The sequence below is a fragment of the Treponema sp. HNW genome (genome assembly GCF_050320395.1).
Lineage (GTDB): Bacteria > Spirochaetota > Spirochaetia > Treponematales > Treponemataceae > Treponema_C.
Genome location: NZ_CP144459.1, coordinates 1811506 through 1829646, shown reverse-complemented (window position 1 = coordinate 1829646; position 18141 = coordinate 1811506). Strand labels below are relative to the sequence as shown.

Here is an 18141-nt window from a genome sequence, read left to right as displayed (position 1 = left end):
TCCTTAAATTTTTACGAAATAGACATCATTCTTGGATACATTCGTAGCCCGATGCAAAATATACAGGTATTCTTCTGTTATACTTTGAAGTCCGTCAAAAATTTGAACGCGCGCGTCTTCGTCATCTTGTATTACAGACGCGATAATGCCATTTTCCGATTCGCTTAATCCTGTGTAATAACCTTGCAGGTCTAAGCGTCCATAAGGAGTAAGTTTCAGAATGTACTTCTGATTTTCATTTTTTTTCATAGAAGTTCCCCTTTCTAAGAAATGATCGATGTAATGCTGCTAACAGCAGCTATACACAGGGCAGGAATCGAACCTGCCGGACGGGCATGGGAACTGCCGGATGACTCCGGGAGCCCGCCCGTCTCTCCCGCCAAGAGACCTGTGTGTGAGTAATAGAATTCTTTTGTGAAGAGTAAAAGATTTGAATTTCATTAGAAGCTTCCCCTTTCTAAGAAAAATAGAGTAAAGTTAAAATGAATTTTCCCGTATAAGGGGGTGTTGTAATCATTTGAACTTTACAGGGGGTATTGTAATCATATTAGTTTGAGAAAGCGCACCGGGTACTTGACAAAGCCGAACGCGCCCCCATAATTACTCAGCACTCAGCACTCAGCACTCAGCACTCAGCACTCAGCACTCAGCACTCAGCACTCAGCACTCAGCACCGGCATAAAAGCGCGCTGCGGCAGCTCGCTTTTATGCAACGAGTTTCGGCGGCCGCCGAAACTCGCGGACATATAGCTTTTAACTTTCTTACTGCAAACTCGCGCTGTAAATTTACACTTTCGAAAAATCACACACTCAGCATAATTTTCTCATACCCAAACGCGCAAAGCGGATTTTTCCGCTCTGTGCGTTTTTTGTATACACAGTTTCAAAACCGCACGTCCTGTGCGGTTTTGAACTCCGGTTTTGAGCATAGCTCAAAACCGATTACTAACGGCTTTTCCGTACCTCCGTGTACGGGTGCAAGCGTGCGGCTCACATAGCGCCGCACGCTTGCACGGCGAGTTTTGCGAAGCAAAACTCGCATAAAAATAGCTTTAGGTTCGCAATTCTTAAGAATTGCTCACACTTAAAGATAATATCGAACGTACAGCTGTCAGCTGTATAGGCCGGGTTCTTAGGGCTGGCTAAGCCCTAAGCGGTATTTGGAAGATAGGATGGGTTTTAGGGAAGGAAAGAAACTTTTGTCCGAAAAAGTGTCTTTCCTTCCCTAAGAAAAAGGAGGAATCTATGGCAAAAAAGAAAAGCGTTTGGGAAGTCTATCTTCGTCCCAACACCTTAACCAAGGAAAACGACCGCGACTGTATTGCGGACGTTCACGCTCACGCCGCAACTCAGCGTAACGAGGACATCGCGGAACTCATCACCAAGGAGAGAAGCGAGTTCCGAAAAGAAACCATCATCAATATCCTCAACATGCGCGACAAGGCGGTAAAAGACCTTATCCAAGAGGGCATCAGCTTTATGGACGGCTTGGTGCAAATAAGCCCGCGCGTGTCGGGTGTGTGGGCAACCGAAAACGCCCCCTACGACGAAAAGATTCACAAACGTACGGTAGACCTCATCCCCACCGCCGACCTTCGCACGGTGCTTGACGCAATCGGCGTAAAGGTAATGGGAGCAAAAGAAGAAAGCGCCCGCATTACGGCAATCACCGACACCGCAACGGGCTTAAACGACGGCACCTTAACAATAGGCGACGACATCATCATCGAAGGCAACAAGCTTAAAATCGACGAAACCGACGCGGCTCAAGGCGTCTTTTTCCGCCTTGCGGACGGCACGGAGCACAAGGTAACCCGCCGCCTTTCGGTAAACCAGCCGAGTCAAATTATCGCCCGCGTACCCGCTGCGGTTCCTGCGGGGAAAGTGGAAGTGGTGGTGAAAACAAAGTTTTTAAAAGGAAAAGGTACTTTGAAAGAAATGCGGACAATAGTATACGGCTATCCGTGTACGGCAAAGGTCTAAGGAAGACGCTTCCTTCGGGCGGGGGAACATACTTCCCTCGGGCGGGGGAACATACTTCCTTCGGGCGGAGGAACATACTTCCTTCGGGCGGAGGAACGCTCTCCCTCACGGCGGAGGGCTGTTAAATGGTTAATTTAGGTAATTATCAATTACAAATTGAATTATAAGGAGATTTTTTATGAAAACAATCAACAAGCACAAGGCACACGCCTTTAAGGGAGCCGCGGCGCTCATCACAGCCGCACTTTTAGCACTGCTCTTTACCGCCTGCCCCAACGCCGCAGGAGGCGGCGGAACAAGTTCCGGAGGGAACACGGGCGGCGGTTCGTCCGACGGCGGAAGCGGCTCCGTCTATGTACAGGTAGCCTATAGCGAGCTTGAAACCTACCTTGCAAACACCGCGTCTGCCGATAAGGTAAACTACATCGAAGTAACGGGCGTATCTAAAGACGACCTTGCGTACAAAGTCGTAGGCACCAATACTGAAGCGGGAGAACTGAGCAAAAAGATAAAGGCTGCCGCTTCTAAAAAAGTTGCCCTTAAACTGCCCGGCGAAGTTGCAGATCTTGACGATATGAGCTGGTGCTTTTACGGCTGTACCAATCTTGTGTCGTTTGCAAACATACCCGAGGGCGTTACGAATATGGCAGGCTGTTTTAAGGACTGCACAAGTTTAACTCAAGGCCCGGTTATCCCTGCAAGCGTTAAGGATATGCAAAGCTGTTTTTACGGCTGCACAAGTTTAACTGAAAGCCCCGTTATTCCTTTAAACGTTAAGAATATGGTAGGCTGTTTTGCCGGCTGCACAAGTTTAACTCAAGCTCCCGACATTCCTTCAAGTGTTATAGGTATGAAAAACTGTTTTTACGGCTGTACCGCTTTAAAAGGGGTAAAGCTTCTCTGTAATTATAACGGTACGGGGAACAGGTTTAAGGGAGTCTTTAAAAACTGCACCGCTTTGGAAGAAGGCGGGGTAAAAGTACCCGCCGCATTCTACAATAACTACACCGCTGACGAAGCCCTTGATGTAATGGCAGTTCCCGGCGGCACTCCTGCGGAACAAGCGGCGAAGTTTGCAACCATAGGAGGAGAACCCCCTATCGAATACGTAAAGGTAGCCTACGCCGAGCTTGACGCCTACCTTACAAACACCGCCTTTGCCGATAAGGTAAACTTCATCGAAATAACCGGCGATATCCCCATTGCCGACTTTCAAGGAGGTATCAGTAACTCCTCGGCCTTAGGACAAACGATAAAGGCTCACCCTGCCAAAAAAGTTGCCCTTAAACTGCCCGGCGAAGTTGCAGGTCTTTACAGTATGAGCTGGTGCTTTTCCGGCTGTACCAATCTTGTGTCGCTTGCCAATATCCCTGCAAGCGTTAAGAATATGGCAAGCTGTTTTAAAAACTGCACAAGTTTAACTAAAGCTCCCGCCATTCCTGCAAACGTTACGTATATGCTAGCCTGTTTTGAGGGCTGCAAAAGTTTAACTCAAGCTCCCGCCATTCCTGCAAGCGTTACAAATATGGCAAGCTGCTTTGCCTACTGCAAAAGTTTAACTAAAGCTCCCGCCATTCCTGCAAACGTTACGAATACGGCATACTGTTTTACGGACTGCACAAGTTTAACTGAAAGCCCCGCCATTCCTGCAAGCGTTACCGATATACGCGGGTGCTTTTTAGACTGCACCGCTCTTAAAAGGGTACAACTTCACTGCGATTATAATCCGGCAGATATCGGCAGTGAAAAAGCCTTTAAAGGGCTTTTTGAAAACTGCACCTCTTTGGAAGCAGGCGGCATAAAGGTACCCGCCGCATTCTACAATAATTACACCGCCCCGGCAGCTCTTGATGATATGGCGGTTCCTCCTATCGGCAATACCGCCGAGCAAAAAAAGAAGTTCAGTGCATTTTAATGTTTGAAAATGTTTCAAAACCGAACATGGCATAAAATCGGACACGATGTCCGATTTTATGCCATTACTTGCAGTTCCCTCGACAGCTCTTTTTCGTCGGCCCATTCGGTTCGGGCGCGGAATACGTCGCTTCCGTCGGCTTCGCGGACGATTGAATGGATACAGGTTGCTTCATCTATTTGCTTGCAGCGGCAGATAAGTTTTTCGCCGTATACGGCCGACGACATAAAGTTGGTGTCCAGTACGCGCAACAGTTTTCCGCGGCAAAAGGATGCGCTCATAAACGAAAGAATCCAGCGCACATAGTTTAAATTGTTTACGTGCGAGTTTAAATCAATGTCGAGCAATGTCGGTGAAAAATGCTCTTCGATATCCCAGTTTTCGCACAATTCTATTTTGATGAGCACATCGCCTTCCATATGTTCGTCGTTAAAAGTCAAACCGCCCATTGTTTTTTCATCGGGTTTAACCAGGCGGCCGGTTTTGCTGTTCAGTATAAGCCAGCATGAAGTTGCTCTCATACAGGGCTTTGCGCCGCTTTCGCTTTCAAGGCGGGGCGGTGCACAGCTTTGAGAATCTTCTTTTTTTTCGGCAAAGGCCGCATCTATCGACGTTTTTTTTCCGCCCTTGGCATAGGTATATTCAAAATCGCGCAAGCACATAAGGCCTTTGGACGGCTGTGCCCATGTTTTTAAAATCATTTCGTCGAGCCACAGGGGGTACTCGTATATTTCAAAATGCTGTTTGCTGATTACCCAAGTTAAATCCATTTGCTGTAAGTGAGGAATCGAAAGCCCGGCCGAGCTGTAGTGCAAAGCGGCCATTTCCTGTGCCAAGCTTACAAAGGCAAGGGCGGTACAGCGGCATTTTCCGTCAATGTATACGGACGGGATTGTATAAGGTATCGTGTATTTGTTGTCGATAATCATATAAGGAGTATAACAGGTTCCGGAGGTTTATTCAATGCACAAAAGAGTGAAATATGTCATTTTACCGATTTTAAGCCTGATTTTTTTGAGTTTTACGGTTCCCTGCCGGGCCGAAAACTTTATGTTCAAATATAAAACGGGAAATTCATACCGTATCTTGTCTACGGTGAACGAAGAAGTCTTTATAAACGGAAAAAAATCCTTTAATTCGATTATCGTAAACCGCATATCGGTAAAAGAAAAAAAAGTGCACGGCGACGGTTCTGCGGATATTGAAGCGCGCTTTATGACAAGCGAAAATGCTTCCCGCGAAGGAGAAACGCCTCATTTTGTGTGGGGAGAAGAATACGAAAGCTTTTTTACCAGAAGTAAGCTGGGACATTATACAATCGGAGAAGAAGCCTTTATGCCCGTTGTACGCAATGTGCCTGTTTTTACGGGTAAGGATGTGCGTGTCGGAGACACGTGGACGGCTTCGGGCGAAGAAGCCCACGACTTACGCATAAACTTCGGTTTGCAAAAACCTTTTAAAGTGCCCTTTACCGCTTCTTACACGTATAAGGGTACGGAACATGCGGACGGTAAAAAACTGCACGTTATTTCGGTAAAATACAACCTGTTTTTCGAGTCGCCCGTTCCCGCAGGCAATACGAAAAACCTTCCGCTTACGACAATGGGCTATTCCGACCAAACCCTTTATTGGGATAACGAGCGCGGCTTTTTAGACCATTATCACGAGCGTTTCCGCATCATTATCGAAACGACTGCGGGCACTAAGCTTGAGTTTAGGGGGAATGCACAGGCTGCGGTAAGCGAACTTGAAAAATTAAAAGAGGGTAATGTGCTGGAGCGGGTACAAAATCAAATTCGTGAAATGGGCATAGAAAATACGACTGCCAGCGCGGACGAAAAGGGTATTACCATCAGTTTGGAAAACATTCAATTTGAAGCCGAGTCCGCCGTATTGACCGAAAGCGAATTGCTTAAACTGCGGAAAATCGGAGAAATTCTCAAAGATTTTCCCGACTACGATTTGCTTATAAGCGGGCATACCGCCCTTGCAGGGACTCAGGCCGGAAGGCTCAGGCTTTCGGAAGAACGCGCTTGGGCCGTTGCCGATTATCTTGCAGAGCTGGGCGTAAAAAATCACGAACGGCTTTTTACCAAGGGTTTCGGAGCCCAAATACCGATTGCTCCCAATACCACGGAAGAAGGTAAGGCGCGCAACAGGCGGGTTGAAATTACCATTTTGGATAAGTAAAATAGCAGCGAACGATATAAGGAGTTTTATGAACATCGATTTTTATACGTCAAAACACGCGCTGATTGAACAGCTTTTATCGGCAATTGAACGCAGTATCGGAGAAGGACTTTCCGAAAAAAACGTTACTGCCGTTTTTACGGTTTTAACAAAACTTTCATCAACGGTAAACACTCATCTTGTATCCGAAGATACCTATCTGTATCCCGAATTGTTCAACAGTTTGGTGCCGGAAACACGAAGAATTGCCGCACTGTATAAAGACGAAATGCTCCAAATTTCGGATAATTTCAGAATGTTTGTCGATATGTTTGCGACAAAAGAGAGTCTTCTTACCCAAAAGAACGAATTTATAACCTATTTTACCGCTCTTGCATCTTCACTGCGTGAGCGTATTGCACGGGAAGAAAAAGAGCTATATAAACTTATTTGAATTATCCATCCCTGCGTTTTTTTCTTTTAACAGCAAAAACGGGTATTGACACGGAGGAGTTTTTTCCGATATAATTTTATAATCATTCCCCGATTGTGTAATGGTAGCACGGCAGATTCTGGTTCTGCTTGTGGGGGTTCGAGTCCTCCTTGGGGAACAAAAGGGGTGTCTGAAAAACGAGGTTTTAAGACACCCTCTTTTTTTAACGTGCCTTGATTGGTCCCTTCGTCTATCGGTTAGGACAAAAGATTCTCAATCTTTAAAGACGGGTTCGATTCCCGTAGGGACTGTTTTTTAATCGCCGAAGTCATGGCTCAGGACTTTTTCCAAAGATTCATCAAGCACAGTGCAGATTTTTTCGCTTTCCGCCCCTACAGCTTTTTCCCCCGCAGTCTCAGCGCGTTGGTAACGACAAAGACCGAACTGAGCGACATGGCAAAACTTCCGACCATCGGCGATAACAAAAGACCGTAGGCGGGGTATAAAAGTCCTGCGGCAAGGGGAATGCCGATACTGTTGTAAAAAAATGCCCAAAACAGGTTTTGTTTAATGTTGCGTATGGTCATACGGCTCAGCTTTACCGCCTTTGCAGCATCGCGTAAATCGCCTTTTACAAGCACTATGTCGCCCGATTCGACGGCAATGTCGCTTCCGTTTCCGATTGCGGCTCCCACGTCCGCTTGCACAAGGGCGGGGGCATCGTTTATACCGTCTCCGGCCATCATAACGACGGCTCCCTTTTCCTGTAAGCCGCGTATCACTTCGGCCTTGTCTTGGGGAAGCACTTCCGCTATAACCTCGTCGGCTTTAATCAGATTGCCCATATAGTCGGCGGCCGCCTTATTGTCGCCCGTTAAAAGAATAACACGCAATTTTTGTTCCTTCATAAGGGCGACGGCTTCAATGCTGTGGGGTTTTATAGTATCCGTAATTGTAATTAAGGCATAGGCTTCTTTATCGGCCGCAAGGTAGACGAGGGCGGCTCCCGCGCTTGAAGCTTTTTGTGCCTCTTCGTCAAAAAGGCTGCAGTCTATGCCGTTTTCTTCGATAAAAAGACGGCTTCCCGCCAAGACGCGCAGGGTTTTATCTTTTTTCGGTGCGGTTTTTGCCGCCGTCTGTGACGCAGGCTTCTTTTTTGCGTCCGTTTCGGAAGGATTTGAAAAGTCGCCCTTTACTTGAGATGCAATACCCTTGCCGCTCACGTTTTCAAATGAGACGACTTCAAACCGCAAGGGAGAAAGCCCTTTTTTTGCGTCGGCTTCGGCTTGTATAAGTGCCGCCTCCGTTACCGCCTTTGCAAGCGGATGGGCGGATGCGTTTTCCACCGCGGCGGCGAGGGCAAGAACAAGGGAGCGCTCTTTTCCCTCAGCGCAAAAAACGCCGTTTACGCTCGGTTTTCCTTCCGTAACGGTACCCGTTTTATCGAGTACAACCGTGTCTACGTGTTTTGCCGTTTCCAAGGCTTCGCCCGAACGTATAAGAATACCGTTTGCAGCTCCCAGCCCCGTTCCGGTCATAATGGCGGCCGGCGTTGCAAGACCGAGGGCGCAGGGGCAGGCTATAACGAGGACGGAGGTACAGACGCGCAAAATAAATGAAGCATCCGCTCCCGCTATTGCCCAGCCGATTGCGGCGGCAATACCGATACCTATAACGACCGGCACAAAGATTCCCGAAACCTTGTCGGCTATTTTGGAAATAGGCGCTTTTTTACCCTGCGCTTCTTCGACAAACATAATGATTTTTGAAAGTACCGTGTCCTTTCCGATTTTAGTAACCTGCATGTATAAAAGACCGTTGCCGTTCATGGTGCCGCCGGTAACCGAAGCGCCCTCGCTTTTTTCGACGGGTAAACTTTCGCCCGTAAGCATCGATTCGTCAACCCCGCTCGTACCCTTGAGCACCGTACCGTCAACGGGAATGCGCTGTCCCGCCCGCACAAGCAGGATGTCTCCGATTCTTATATCTTCGACCCGGATTTCTTCAAGCGTTTCGGTCGTGCCGTCGTTGTCCGTTTTGGAATTCGAAATGCCGAAATTCGATACACGAACCGCGGTATCGGGAACGAGGGCGGTCAGGGCCTTTATGGCGCTTTTGGTTTTTTCTTTACTGCGCTGCTCAAGGTATTTACCCGTCATCACAAAGACAAGTACAACCGCAGCCGCTTCAAAATATAGGCTGTGGGCAAGATGCGGGTGAAGGGGTATTAAAAATGTGAGGACCGTGCTGTATATAAAGGCGGCGGTACTTCCCAATGCGACTAAAGTGTCCATATTCGGATTGCCGTGAAAAAGGGATTTAAAACCGCGGATATAAAAGCCCCGTCCGATAAACATAATCGGAACCGCACAGAGTAAGTTCAGCAGGGCGAAATTCGACGGATAGGCTGTTATATCGAAGATTTTCGGAACCGGTAAATGCATCATATGCCCCATAGCGGCGTACATTAAAAGAGCGGCAAAAATCCAGGCCGCCGTAAGGGCTTTTTTTTGTGAGGATAACGGATTTTCGTTTGCCGCGGAGGATGAGCGGCTTGAGTTTACGGCCGTACTTCGGCTTCCGTCCGTACCGGCGGCCGTTTGTTTGCCGTCCGCGCCTTGTGTTTCTTTGTTTTGCGGAACACAGCCGAAGCCCGCCTTTTGCACTTTTGAAATAATCAGGTCATCCGAAACTTTTTCGCTGTCGAATACAATGCGCATTTTATTCGTAGCGAGGTTCACATCGCTTTCCGTAACGCCTTCTATTTTACGGGTTACGCGTTCGACTGCGGCCGAGCATGCGGCACAGGACATTCCTTCTATAATAAATTCTTTTTCCATCTTTTCCATCTATGCAATCCTCCGTTGTATGGTGCTGCCGGTGTTTACTTCTTCTAACTTAAAATATAGTTCTTAAAGAAAAAGACGTCAACATATCGCACACATAGAAGGAAAGTATTGCATAAGCGGGCGGCGGATTTATAGTATCCCATATTGACTGAAAAGCGTACAATGTCTTAATATGTTTTTATGGCTACCGATAACAGTTCATTTGATCGGCTTGTTGCAGGTCTTTCGTCGGAGGAACGTTTTTCGCTTTTACGAAAACTTGAAGCCGGGCTTGATGTAGATAAAGAAACCTTGGCGATTCATTCTTCGGAAAGCAAGGCTCCGGCCGTCAATTTGGAAAAAGCGTTTCAAAAAGAATCCGTTTTAGTGCGCTTATGGATTTTTTTGAGGGGTTTGTTTTCCAATACGGGAATAGAAGGAGCCTATAACGATTATCGTATCGGTCTTACGGTTAAAAAGATAGTTGCGGACAGCCCGAATCTTATTGAACCGCGCTACCTTGCTCTTGAAAATTCATTTTATGAAAAACTTTTAAAACTACAGGACGCTGCAAAATTTTTTAAAAACGGTATTGCCGCATATGAACATGACGAGGGCGGCTTTTGTATTTTTTTGACAACCCTGGTTATGCCCGATTTCGGTGAGCGTATGGAAAAGGAGGTGAGTCCTCATTCTCTTCCCCCTACATCGGAGCCGAGTCCGGAACTGCGAACCTCTTTAATCCGCAACATGGAAAATATTTTGGCCGATATAGGAAGCGACGATAAGGCGTCTCTTCATGACTGCTTTGCATGCCTCGATTGGCTGAGGCGTTTTGTCGCCTTGCCCTTTTCTCATTTTATTTCCCTGTTTCGCTCGATTCCCGAAAAGGGAATGAGTTGTGCAATAAGTGCAGCCCAAACCGAAATAGCGCAGTTTTCAAAGGTTCTTTACAATGCAAAAAAAATTCTTCCTGAAGTTTTGGAATCCCTATATATGTTTTCGGTTGAAGAAAAAATCGGTGCCGGAGAAAAGGTTGATGTTGAAACCGGTTTAAGCGGCTTTTTGCAGGACAGTATGCGTCATATCACGTATATAAAATATTTTATACAGTCCGTTCCGATGCGTCAGCTCGGCTGTATCGCTTTTAATTCGGCATTGTGGACTCCCGAAGTGCAGGAATTTTCGGACAGCTGGTTTACGCGCTGTAAAAATCAATGGCGTAAAATATTCGACGAACAATGGGCTTTGTGGATACATAGCCGTAAAATTTCTCAAACAAAACAGCTGGCGGCCGCATTGTTTAATATAAGCGATTATCCCTTTTTGCCCCACCGCCCCTGGCAAACCTCCAAGGTGCGTTTAATATGCAAGAGGGATTATTGTGCCGGTTTTTTATACGCCTTTTTCCCTTCAATGTACAACGATTTTATCCCTTTTTTGGATATAGTGATTGTAGACGGAAAATTTATTGTTCCGGAAAATCGTATAGAGTTTACCGATACCTATAATGAGATGAAACATTTGGGCGAACTTCTCATAGCCTTTAACGAAAAACTTTCTCCTACAGGAATTTACGGACAGGCTTTTAATTCCGTCGGTACCGTCCAAACGGTTCAGGAGCAGGAAACAGCAAAAAATCTGATGCGCTCGATTGAATCGGAAATAAACCTCTTTATCACCGTATTCAGCGGAAGCTGCCGTTCTTTTAAAATGCTTTTTGACGGTATGCTCGTTGACGTACGTAACATTAAATACGACAGCCTTTCAAATCTCGCCTCGCTTACGGATAAAGACGGAATGCCTATACGCTCAAAATTGGTCGAGATTTCTCAAAAACTTGATACGGCATTTCAGCTTTTAAAAGATATTGAAGAAATGGAAAACGATATACCGTGACGCCTCCCGTATTTGCCGCCTTGACTGTATTGAATGCAGGTTCCATGCGTTTCCGCAGGGATGAATACAATCAAAACCGTGCCGCTTTTTTTTCACAGCCCGCTTTTTTGCAAAAAAGAATTGCCGAAACCGAACTTATTCATTCGCATAACGTGTGTTCTGCGGATACCGATTCTCCGTCCCGCCCTTGCTCCATTAGTGAAAACCTCGACGGTATTATTACCCGTTCCCCTTCTGTTTTGCCCGTGATTACCGTTGCCGACTGCATGCCTATCTTTATCTATGAGCCTCTGTCTTCCTGTATCGGCGTATTGCATTCGGGCTGGAAGGGGACGGGTATCGTACTCAAGGCTTTTGAAAAAGCCGAAAAAGAATACGGTGCGGATATTTCAAATTTCCGCGTGATTTTAGGGCCTCATATCGGAAGCTGCTGTTATACCGTGGACGGGGAGCGTGCCCGCTTTTTTCAAAATGAATTTTCTCCCGATTGTGTATTTCCCTGCGATGACAGCGGCGCTTTTTACCGCCTGTCTTTGGAAAAGGCGAATCTTGCCCTTTTGAAAAAGGCGGGTATAAAAAGAGAACACATTGTTTCCGCAGGGGAGTGTACCTGTTGTACAAAAAACGCTTGCGGAAATTATAAATACGGCTCTTTTCGCCGGGAAACGGCCTCATTGCCCGCTTCTATGAACTTGGAAGAAAGGCAGCGGCTCTTTACTCCTATGGCGGCCTTTATAGGCTTTGAAGACCCCTGTTTTACCCCCGAGGCCCTGATTGAAGCGGGTGCCTGTATTTTTTATTTTTAATGTGCTAAAATGATTTTATGAATCGAAAATCCCGTTTTAAAAGGCATAAAGTCTTTTACCCTTGTTTTATATGCGGACTTTGGATGCTTTTTTCCTGTACTCGAGGCTCTTCATCTTCTTTGACGCTTCAGCTTGAAAGTCCTTCCCTGTCTTCAAATTCGGCGAAAACCGCCGTACTTAAGGCTTTGAATAAAAATGCCCGAAGCGCCCTGATTACGGAACCCGATAAGACCCCCTTTTTGTTTTTTTCTTTTGAAGGCAATTCCCTTGCCGGAAAGGGCAGCGTACAAAGCCTTATCGCATCGGGCGGTTATGCTCTTGAAATTGAAGTTGAAATTCCTGCCGAGCGCGACGGAAGTACTCAAGCCGGTTTGAGCAGCGGAGAGCAGGATGCACAGGAAGGATTCCTTTTTTTCGGTTTTTTATATGAAGACGATATTGTTTCAAATCCGGTGCATTCGTCTGCAAAACATACGAAACGCATCGAAGATAGGGCGGGAATAAAAGCCTCTGTGGTACGGGGCTCTCATTTTAAGCTTTCCTTGGGCTTTGACAGTTCCGAAACAGGGATTCAGGCCGATATTTCAGGTTTTATGCTTTATTCGGAGCTTCCGCTTGCGTTAAGGGCTGCAAAGATAATAAGAGCGGACTACGGTTGGAACCTCACCGAAGGGCGTGCCCGTTTCGCTTTTTCCGCTTCAGGAGGCGCAATATCGTCCTCTGTGTTAAAAACGGCGGTTCCCGATACCGTCTTTTTTCAAAATCTTCCCGCCCCTGTTCACGAGTGCCGCGAATTGCATATTATGTTCGCTCCGGTAAATCCCTCGGAACAAAAAGCGGCCGGGCAAACATCGCCTGTACAAAATGCCGTTGAACTTTTATGCGGTTCCGAAACACTCAGGATTTTTCATCATCCTTCGATGCAGTCCGCCCGTATCGATATGCGCGCCTTTAAGGGCAATTTCGATACGGTTAAAATACTCTCCGGAGCTTCCCTGGTCCGGGGCATCGTTGTAAAATCCGGAAAAGAAGCTCCGTTTTCACCTTTAAGCGCGGATCCGGGGCTCATTATGAATTGGCCCCGTAAAAACTGGCGTAATTCCCGTTTTGAGCTTTTTTCATGGCAGCGGTTTCCCTCTGTACTCATACTGGATTTTGCCGATTATGCCGTGCAGGACGCCTTTTTAAAGCGTCTTGCTTTTTATGTTGAAAAAAAGGAATATGCCGGAAGGCTTTTAAGCGATGAAAAGATGCAGGCACTGCACGGTTTTAATGCCCACGATTACCGAGCCGAAAGTCTTGCCTCCTTTTTTAATCAAGCGGAAAAAGAAGGCTTTCCGCTTAATCAAAGCGAATTGCTTTTGCGCGATATTTTATTTGTCAACAAGGTAATTATCCGCCGTGCCGACGGTATTGTACCGGGAGAGGGTGCAATAATTTCAATCAGCCGCGAATCGCCGCGTTATTTACGTCATCTTTTTATAACTCACGAGGGCTTACACGGGATTTATTTTACCGAAAAAAACTTTAGAGCCTTTGTTGACACTGTTTTTTACAACCTCAAAGAATCGGATCCTAAGGCAGCCGCTTTTTTACGCCGCTATTTTGAAGTAACCCCGTCTTTGAATTACAATACGGCCGACACTTACCTGCTTAAAAACGAATTTATGGCCTATATCCTGCAGCAAAAGCCCTCGGACGTAAAGCGCTATTTTACCGATGTACTTTCAGTGCGAAGATATATCTCCGCTGCGGAACCCCGGTTATGCGAATATGTCCGAAAAAGCGAAGCGCGCTCCTTTGTACGGGCCGGTGAAGCTATGAGCGCTTTTTTGTATGATTCCTGGGGGATTGAAGGGGGCAATCTTTTTTCGATACTTATGGATTGACCTATGATACAACCGGATTGACTTATGAAAAATCCAAATTGAATTGTTTTTCCGCCCCTATTGTTGTCGGCGGTCCGTGGCCGGGCATAATAACCGTATTTTCATGTTGAGATAAAATCTTGGCATGGATATTCGTTATAAGGGTTTTTTTTGCATAACTGCTGTTTGTGTTTCCTGCCTGCCCTGCAAGAAGTACGTCCCCGGTAAATAAACAAAGGCCGATTTTATAGACCATAGAATCGGCCGTATGGCCGGGAACCGACATATAAGAGACATTCAATCCTGCCGCTTTTATCATGCCGTCTCCTTTTAAAACAACCGTATCGTTTTTTGCAACCTCATAGTCGGCCGCATAAATCCTGGGGGCATAGATTTTTGTGAGAGTGCTTAACCCCCTTGTATGGCTTGCATGATTATGTGTAATTAAAACGGCGTCCAGTTTGTACTTATTTTGCTCAATCTGCTCAATCATCTTTGTCGTAATTTTTCCGGGATCTATGATAAGAGCCGATTTTTCCGCGGAATTTAAAATTAAATATGCGTTTGAAAACCCTTCTATGTTTAAGTGAAAGTAAATCTTCATTCCCGAACCTCCGCTAAAATAAAGCCTCATCTTTTTGGTCGGGGCTGAATAAGGCTTCCCGCGTATTTGACAGTTTAAAAGAAATGTCGGTTTGTTTGCTTTCATAAAAGCAAGCCTTTTTTATATTGCAGTTTCGAAACGAGGTTTGTAAAAGATTTGAACGTATAAAGCGTGAATTGTATAAGTCCGAATCGTCGAATGACGACTGTATTGCGGTGATGCCGTTAAAGTTATTGTGTATAAGCTCCGAGTTTGTAAACAGCGCATGCGAAAAGGCCGAACCTGCAAACGATGAAAATTGAATGTTGGAGTTTGTCATATTGCAATCGGTAAAAATCGAAAAATCAAAGACGGACATATGTATTTTGCAGCCTTCGGCTTGAATATCCGTAAACGTACAGTTTTGAAAATTACAACCGTAAAAACGTTTGCCGGCAAAAGTGCAGCCGCTTATGTGAATTCCCGACGCGGACAGGCCGACAATTACGTCACGGCTTAAAATGTAATTCGCAATAAAGGAGCATACTTCCTCTTTATTTTCGCAGTGATCGCAGCAATAATCGGGGCAGGGACTGCCTTTTTGTTCCGTATAAAAGCCGGGGTCGGGCGACCAGCACATAACGGGTTTTGTGCAGTGCTTGGCCGTACAAAGATCAAATCCGAACATAGCTTATATTAAGTTATTGCATTCATTATGTCAAATGAGTATGATATACATATGTGTTGGAAATGCGGAAAAAAACTTGAAATTTCTTCTCCGGTAAGCCGTTCTGCCCTCTGCCCCGAATGCGGTGCCGATGTGCGCTGCTGCCGTAATTGTAATTTTTACGAAATCGGTGCCCATTACGATTGCCGCGAGACGATTGATAAACCCGTGCGGGATAAAGAACGCTCCTCTTTTTGCGATTGGTTTTCGCTTAATCCGAACGTCTCAGCCTTTGAAAGCGGTTCTTTACATCCTGCTGCAGTTTCCGACTGCTCAAAGGCGCAAAGCGCAAAAAATGCCTTTAACGCCTTATTCGGAGATTAGTTGTGAGCGATATATCCGATCTCCGACACGCTCCTCAAATTGTTGACTATGTTTTTTTTGATTCCGGAACCGGCGGACTTCCCTATATGCTGCATTTAAAAGAAAAAAGCCCGAATACCCTGTGTATATATGTGGCCGATACGCGGAACTTTCCCTACGGTCTAAAAAGCGGTTCGCAAATAACATCCTGTGCGGAAGCTGCCGTGCGTTTGATTTTACGGTACTTTAAACCTCGGGCGGTGGTCATCGGCTGTAATACCATATCGGTTACGGCTCTCGAACAGCTTCGAGCCTCTTTTCCGTCCCTTCACTTTGTAGGAACCGTTCCGGCAATAAAGCAGGCCGCCTCTGTAACAAAAAACGGCCGTATCGGTTTGTTGGCTACGCGGCGCACGGTTGATGAACCCTATACTGCGGAACTTGCAAACCGCTTTGCCCCCGACTGCACCCTCATCACGCGGGCGGATCCGACTCTTATTCGCTTTATAGAACACGATTTTTTTACCGCCTCCGAAGCCGCCAAAAAAGCTGCAGTGCTGCCCGCCGTAGATTTTTTTGCCGAACAGGGAGTCGATACAATCATATTGGGCTGTACGCATTTTCTCCACATGGCCGATACCATAGCCGAGGCTGCGGGCGCCGGAGTATGCGTGGTCGATTCAAAAGAGGGGGTTGTCAATCAGGCTTTGCGGGTCGGCTTGGAGCGCTTCGAGGGTTCGGTAAGGCCGGTCCTGCCGCCGGCAGAGCCGCTTTATCCTGCTTATGCCGACTCAACCTTTTTTATTACGGGCCCCGAGGGGATAAACGAAGAGCCTTATAAGATTTTGTCAAAAAAACTGAATATTCCCTACGGGGGCATCCTCAAAGATGAGTAAATCCTGTTTTATATCTTTGCTCCGTTTCCAATAACGCTTTTTTTAAATCAAGGCCGGATGCGTAACCGGTAAGGCTTCCGTCCGCACCGATAACACGGTGGCAGGGAATAACGATTGCAATAGGATTTTTATTATTTGCCCCGCCGACCGCGCGGCAGGAGGCGGGATTACCGATTTTTACGGCTATATCCTTATACGTGCATACTTCACCGTAGGGAATCGTACATAAGGCTTTCCATACGCGCATTTGAAAAGCCGTGCCTTCCGCATAAAAGGGAAAATCAAAAACCGCACGTTTACCCTCAAAGTATTCTCTTAACTGTTCGTATGCTTTGTCGGATAGGGCGGAGGGCTTACCTTTGTTTTGTGTTTCGGCCCCGTATGCAGGATGAGCGCGCGCTATGTTTTGCACGGCGCGTATATACGTTTTATCATAGGCTATGCGGATATAACCGAAGGGAGAAGGGTAGAGGGCAAAATCGAAGCGGGGGCGGACGGTCGGCGTCATAGAGTCTTTATAAAGCCGCCGTCAAATTACCGCGCACCGCATCTATAAACTCCCGGGAGTTTAAAATCTTTTTTGCCGCAGGAAAAGCTATACGCGCAAGGTCGCCTGTCATAAGGCCGTCTTCTATCGTTTTAAGGCAGGCATGTTCGAGTTTTCGGGCAAAGTCCGCGAGTTCTATTGTACCGTCAAGTTCGGCTCTTTTTGCCAAAGCCCCCGTCCACGCAAAGATGAGGGCACAGGGGTTTGTGGACGTTTCTTCACCCTTTAAATAACGGTAGTAGTGCTTTTGTACGGTTCCGTGTGCGGCTTCGTATTCGTACACGCCCGAAGGGGATACCAAGACGCTGGTCATCATCGCAAGGCTTCCGCAGGCGGAAGCGACCATATCGCTCATAACATCGCCGTCGTAGTTTTTGCATGCCCACAAAAAGCCGCCCTTCGACTGCATAATGCGCGCAACCGCATCGTCAATCAGGGTGTAAAAATATTCTATGCCCTTATCGGCAAAACGCTGTTTGAATTCGGTATCGAATACGTTTTGAAAGATTTCTTTAAAACGCCCGTCATAGGTTTTGCTTATCGTGTCTTTTGCGGCAAACCATACATCGATTTTTTCGTCCAGCGCGTACAAAAAACAGGTGCGCGCAAAAGCGGTGACGGAAGCGTCGGTATTGTGAACGCCCTGCAAAATCCCCGGCCCCTGTAATTCGGCGATTGTTTTGCGCGTTTCTTTACCTGCCGCATCGGTAAACACCAATTCCGCCTTTCCCGGCCCCGAAGCGTACAGTTCGCAGTTTTTATAAATATCGCCGTATGCGTGCCGTCCCAAAATAAGCGGTTTTTCCCAACAGCTCACCGTTCCTTTTATGTTTTTTAAAAGAATCGGCTTTCGGAATACCGTTCCGTCCAATTCGGCACGGATAACCGCGTTGGGGCTGGGGGTTAACTGCTTTAAATTGTATTCTTCCATGCGCGCTTTATTTGAGGTAATCGTCGCACATTTTACCCCGACGCCGAGCCGTTTTATCGCACGGGCAGCCTCATAGGTAACTTCGTCGTTTGTATCGTCCCTGTGTTTTAAGCCCAAATCGTAGTATTCGGTTTTTAAGTCCACAAAGGGTTCCAGCAATTTTTCTTTCAGTACCGCCCAGAGTACACGGGTCATTTCATCGCCGTCGAGTTCGGCAAGGGCATTTTTCATCGTTATTTTATTCATGTGATTT

The 18141-nt window shown here is 46.6% G+C and carries 16 protein-coding genes and 3 tRNA genes; 11 read left to right on the top strand and 8 right to left on the bottom strand.

Going from position 1 to position 18141, the window contains the following annotated elements:
- Positions 1 to 3: 3 nt before the first annotated feature.
- Positions 4 to 249, bottom strand: coding sequence for a hypothetical protein (locus V1L52_RS08470; RefSeq protein WP_428768732.1), 246 nt, complete (start codon positions 247 to 249; stop codon positions 4 to 6).
- 52 nt (positions 250 to 301) lie between these two features.
- Positions 302 to 394: transfer RNA gene (locus V1L52_RS08465), tRNA-OTHER, on the bottom strand.
- Between the two features lie 851 nt (positions 395 to 1245).
- Here V1L52_RS08465 and V1L52_RS08460 point away from each other — a divergent pair.
- Positions 1246 to 1983 (top strand): DUF4469 domain-containing protein, encoded by a 738-nt coding sequence (locus tag V1L52_RS08460; protein WP_428768730.1) that lies wholly within the window; start codon positions 1246 to 1248, stop codon positions 1981 to 1983.
- A gap of 178 nt (positions 1984 to 2161) precedes the next feature.
- On the top strand, positions 2162 to 3898 hold the full coding sequence (locus tag V1L52_RS08455; RefSeq protein ID WP_428768728.1) for a leucine-rich repeat domain-containing protein: 1737 nt from the start codon (positions 2162 to 2164) through the stop codon (positions 3896 to 3898).
- 56 nt (positions 3899 to 3954) lie between these two features.
- On the opposite strand, the gene V1L52_RS08450 is transcribed toward V1L52_RS08455, so the two are convergent.
- Complete coding sequence (locus V1L52_RS08450; protein ID WP_428768727.1) at positions 3955 to 4827, bottom strand: acyl-[acyl-carrier-protein] thioesterase; 873 nt, start codon at positions 4825 to 4827, stop codon at positions 3955 to 3957.
- 34 nt (positions 4828 to 4861) lie between these two features.
- Between V1L52_RS08450 and V1L52_RS08445 the strand changes: the two genes are divergently transcribed.
- The 4 genes from V1L52_RS08445 (at position 4862) to V1L52_RS08430 (ending at position 6811) form a co-directional block, all read left to right on the top strand.
- Entirely contained in the window at positions 4862 to 6088 is a 1227-nt protein-coding gene (locus V1L52_RS08445; protein ID WP_428768725.1) for an OmpA family protein, read from the top strand.
- A gap of 28 nt (positions 6089 to 6116) precedes the next feature.
- Positions 6117 to 6521 (top strand): hemerythrin domain-containing protein, encoded by a 405-nt coding sequence (locus V1L52_RS08440; protein ID WP_428768723.1) that lies wholly within the window; start codon positions 6117 to 6119, stop codon positions 6519 to 6521.
- Positions 6522 to 6607: 86 nt separating this feature from the next.
- Positions 6608 to 6678, top strand: a tRNA-Gln gene (locus tag V1L52_RS08435).
- Between the two features lie 61 nt (positions 6679 to 6739).
- Positions 6740 to 6811, top strand: a tRNA-Glu gene (locus V1L52_RS08430).
- A gap of 81 nt (positions 6812 to 6892) precedes the next feature.
- Here V1L52_RS08430 and V1L52_RS08425 read toward each other — a convergent pair.
- A complete protein-coding gene (locus V1L52_RS08425) occupies positions 6893 to 9349 on the bottom strand; it encodes a heavy metal translocating P-type ATPase (protein ID WP_428768722.1) in 2457 nt (818 codons plus the stop codon).
- Between the two features lie 180 nt (positions 9350 to 9529).
- Here V1L52_RS08425 and V1L52_RS08420 point away from each other — a divergent pair, with 180 nt between their 5' ends.
- From V1L52_RS08420 to V1L52_RS08410, 3 genes are read left to right on the top strand one after another with little or no spacing between them, the layout of a single operon-like run.
- Positions 9530 to 11227, top strand: a complete 1698-nt coding sequence (locus V1L52_RS08420; protein WP_428768720.1) for a DUF5312 family protein — start codon at positions 9530 to 9532, stop codon at positions 11225 to 11227.
- Positions 11224 to 12033: a polyphenol oxidase family protein gene (locus V1L52_RS08415; protein ID WP_428768718.1), complete on the top strand. Its 810-nt coding sequence runs from the start codon at positions 11224 to 11226 to the stop codon at positions 12031 to 12033. The genes V1L52_RS08420 and V1L52_RS08415 overlap by 4 nt, the downstream gene beginning before the upstream one ends.
- Positions 12034 to 12050: 17 nt before the next feature.
- Positions 12051 to 13922, top strand: a complete 1872-nt coding sequence (locus V1L52_RS08410) for a hypothetical protein (protein ID WP_428768716.1) — start codon at positions 12051 to 12053, stop codon at positions 13920 to 13922.
- 22 nt (positions 13923 to 13944) lie between these two features.
- Here the strand turns inward: V1L52_RS08410 and V1L52_RS08405 are convergent, their stop codons facing one another.
- Both V1L52_RS08405 and V1L52_RS08400 read right to left on the bottom strand, forming a co-directional pair.
- Positions 13945 to 14505: an MBL fold metallo-hydrolase gene (locus V1L52_RS08405; protein ID WP_428768714.1), complete on the bottom strand. Its 561-nt coding sequence runs from the start codon at positions 14503 to 14505 to the stop codon at positions 13945 to 13947.
- A 13-nt stretch (positions 14506 to 14518) separates the two neighbouring features.
- Entirely contained in the window at positions 14519 to 15172 is a 654-nt protein-coding gene (locus V1L52_RS08400) for a pentapeptide repeat-containing protein (RefSeq protein ID WP_428768712.1), read from the bottom strand.
- Between the two features lie 51 nt (positions 15173 to 15223).
- Between V1L52_RS08400 and V1L52_RS08395 the strand changes: the two genes are divergently transcribed.
- Both V1L52_RS08395 and murI read left to right on the top strand, forming a co-directional pair.
- Positions 15224 to 15535: a hypothetical protein gene (locus tag V1L52_RS08395; RefSeq protein WP_428768710.1), complete on the top strand. Its 312-nt coding sequence runs from the start codon at positions 15224 to 15226 to the stop codon at positions 15533 to 15535.
- Between the two features lie 2 nt (positions 15536 to 15537).
- Positions 15538 to 16410, top strand: a complete 873-nt coding sequence (gene murI, locus V1L52_RS08390) for a glutamate racemase (protein ID WP_428768708.1) — start codon at positions 15538 to 15540, stop codon at positions 16408 to 16410.
- Here murI and V1L52_RS08385 read toward each other — a convergent pair.
- Both V1L52_RS08385 and V1L52_RS08380 read right to left on the bottom strand, forming a co-directional pair.
- Positions 16397 to 16918 (bottom strand): methylated-DNA--[protein]-cysteine S-methyltransferase, encoded by a 522-nt coding sequence (locus V1L52_RS08385; protein ID WP_428768706.1) that lies wholly within the window; start codon positions 16916 to 16918, stop codon positions 16397 to 16399. The genes murI and V1L52_RS08385 overlap by 14 nt on opposite strands.
- Before the next feature lie 7 nt (positions 16919 to 16925).
- A complete protein-coding gene (locus V1L52_RS08380) occupies positions 16926 to 18134 on the bottom strand; it encodes an NADP-dependent isocitrate dehydrogenase (RefSeq protein ID WP_428768704.1) in 1209 nt (402 codons plus the stop codon).
- Positions 18135 to 18141: the final 7 nt, after the last annotated feature.

What these genes read in the sequence shown, in the direction of transcription:
- V1L52_RS08460 (WP_428768730.1), top strand. Translation starts at nt 1,246, where the DNA reads ATGGCAAAAAAGAAAAGCGTTTGGGAAGTCTATCTTCGTCCCAACACC.
- V1L52_RS08385 (WP_428768706.1), bottom strand. Translation starts at nt 16,918, where the DNA reads ATGACGCCGACCGTCCGCCCCCGCTTCGATTTTGCCCTCTACCCTTCT.
- V1L52_RS08400 (WP_428768712.1), bottom strand. Translation starts at nt 15,172, where the DNA reads ATGTTCGGATTTGATCTTTGTACGGCCAAGCACTGCACAAAACCCGTT.
- V1L52_RS08420 (WP_428768720.1), top strand. Translation starts at nt 9,530, where the DNA reads ATGGCTACCGATAACAGTTCATTTGATCGGCTTGTTGCAGGTCTTTCG.
- V1L52_RS08395 (WP_428768710.1), top strand. Translation starts at nt 15,224, where the DNA reads ATGTGTTGGAAATGCGGAAAAAAACTTGAAATTTCTTCTCCGGTAAGC.
- V1L52_RS08380 (WP_428768704.1), bottom strand. Translation starts at nt 18,134, where the DNA reads ATGAATAAAATAACGATGAAAAATGCCCTTGCCGAACTCGACGGCGAT.
- V1L52_RS08450 (WP_428768727.1), bottom strand. Translation starts at nt 4,827, where the DNA reads ATGATTATCGACAACAAATACACGATACCTTATACAATCCCGTCCGTA.
- V1L52_RS08410 (WP_428768716.1), top strand. Translation starts at nt 12,051, where the DNA reads ATGAATCGAAAATCCCGTTTTAAAAGGCATAAAGTCTTTTACCCTTGT.
- V1L52_RS08440 (WP_428768723.1), top strand. Translation starts at nt 6,117, where the DNA reads ATGAACATCGATTTTTATACGTCAAAACACGCGCTGATTGAACAGCTT.
- V1L52_RS08445 (WP_428768725.1), top strand. Translation starts at nt 4,862, where the DNA reads ATGCACAAAAGAGTGAAATATGTCATTTTACCGATTTTAAGCCTGATT.
- V1L52_RS08455 (WP_428768728.1), top strand. Translation starts at nt 2,162, where the DNA reads ATGAAAACAATCAACAAGCACAAGGCACACGCCTTTAAGGGAGCCGCG.
- V1L52_RS08405 (WP_428768714.1), bottom strand. Translation starts at nt 14,505, where the DNA reads ATGAAGATTTACTTTCACTTAAACATAGAAGGGTTTTCAAACGCATAT.
- V1L52_RS08470 (WP_428768732.1), bottom strand. Translation starts at nt 249, where the DNA reads ATGAAAAAAAATGAAAATCAGAAGTACATTCTGAAACTTACTCCTTAT.
- V1L52_RS08425 (WP_428768722.1), bottom strand. Translation starts at nt 9,349, where the DNA reads ATGGAAAAGATGGAAAAAGAATTTATTATAGAAGGAATGTCCTGTGCC.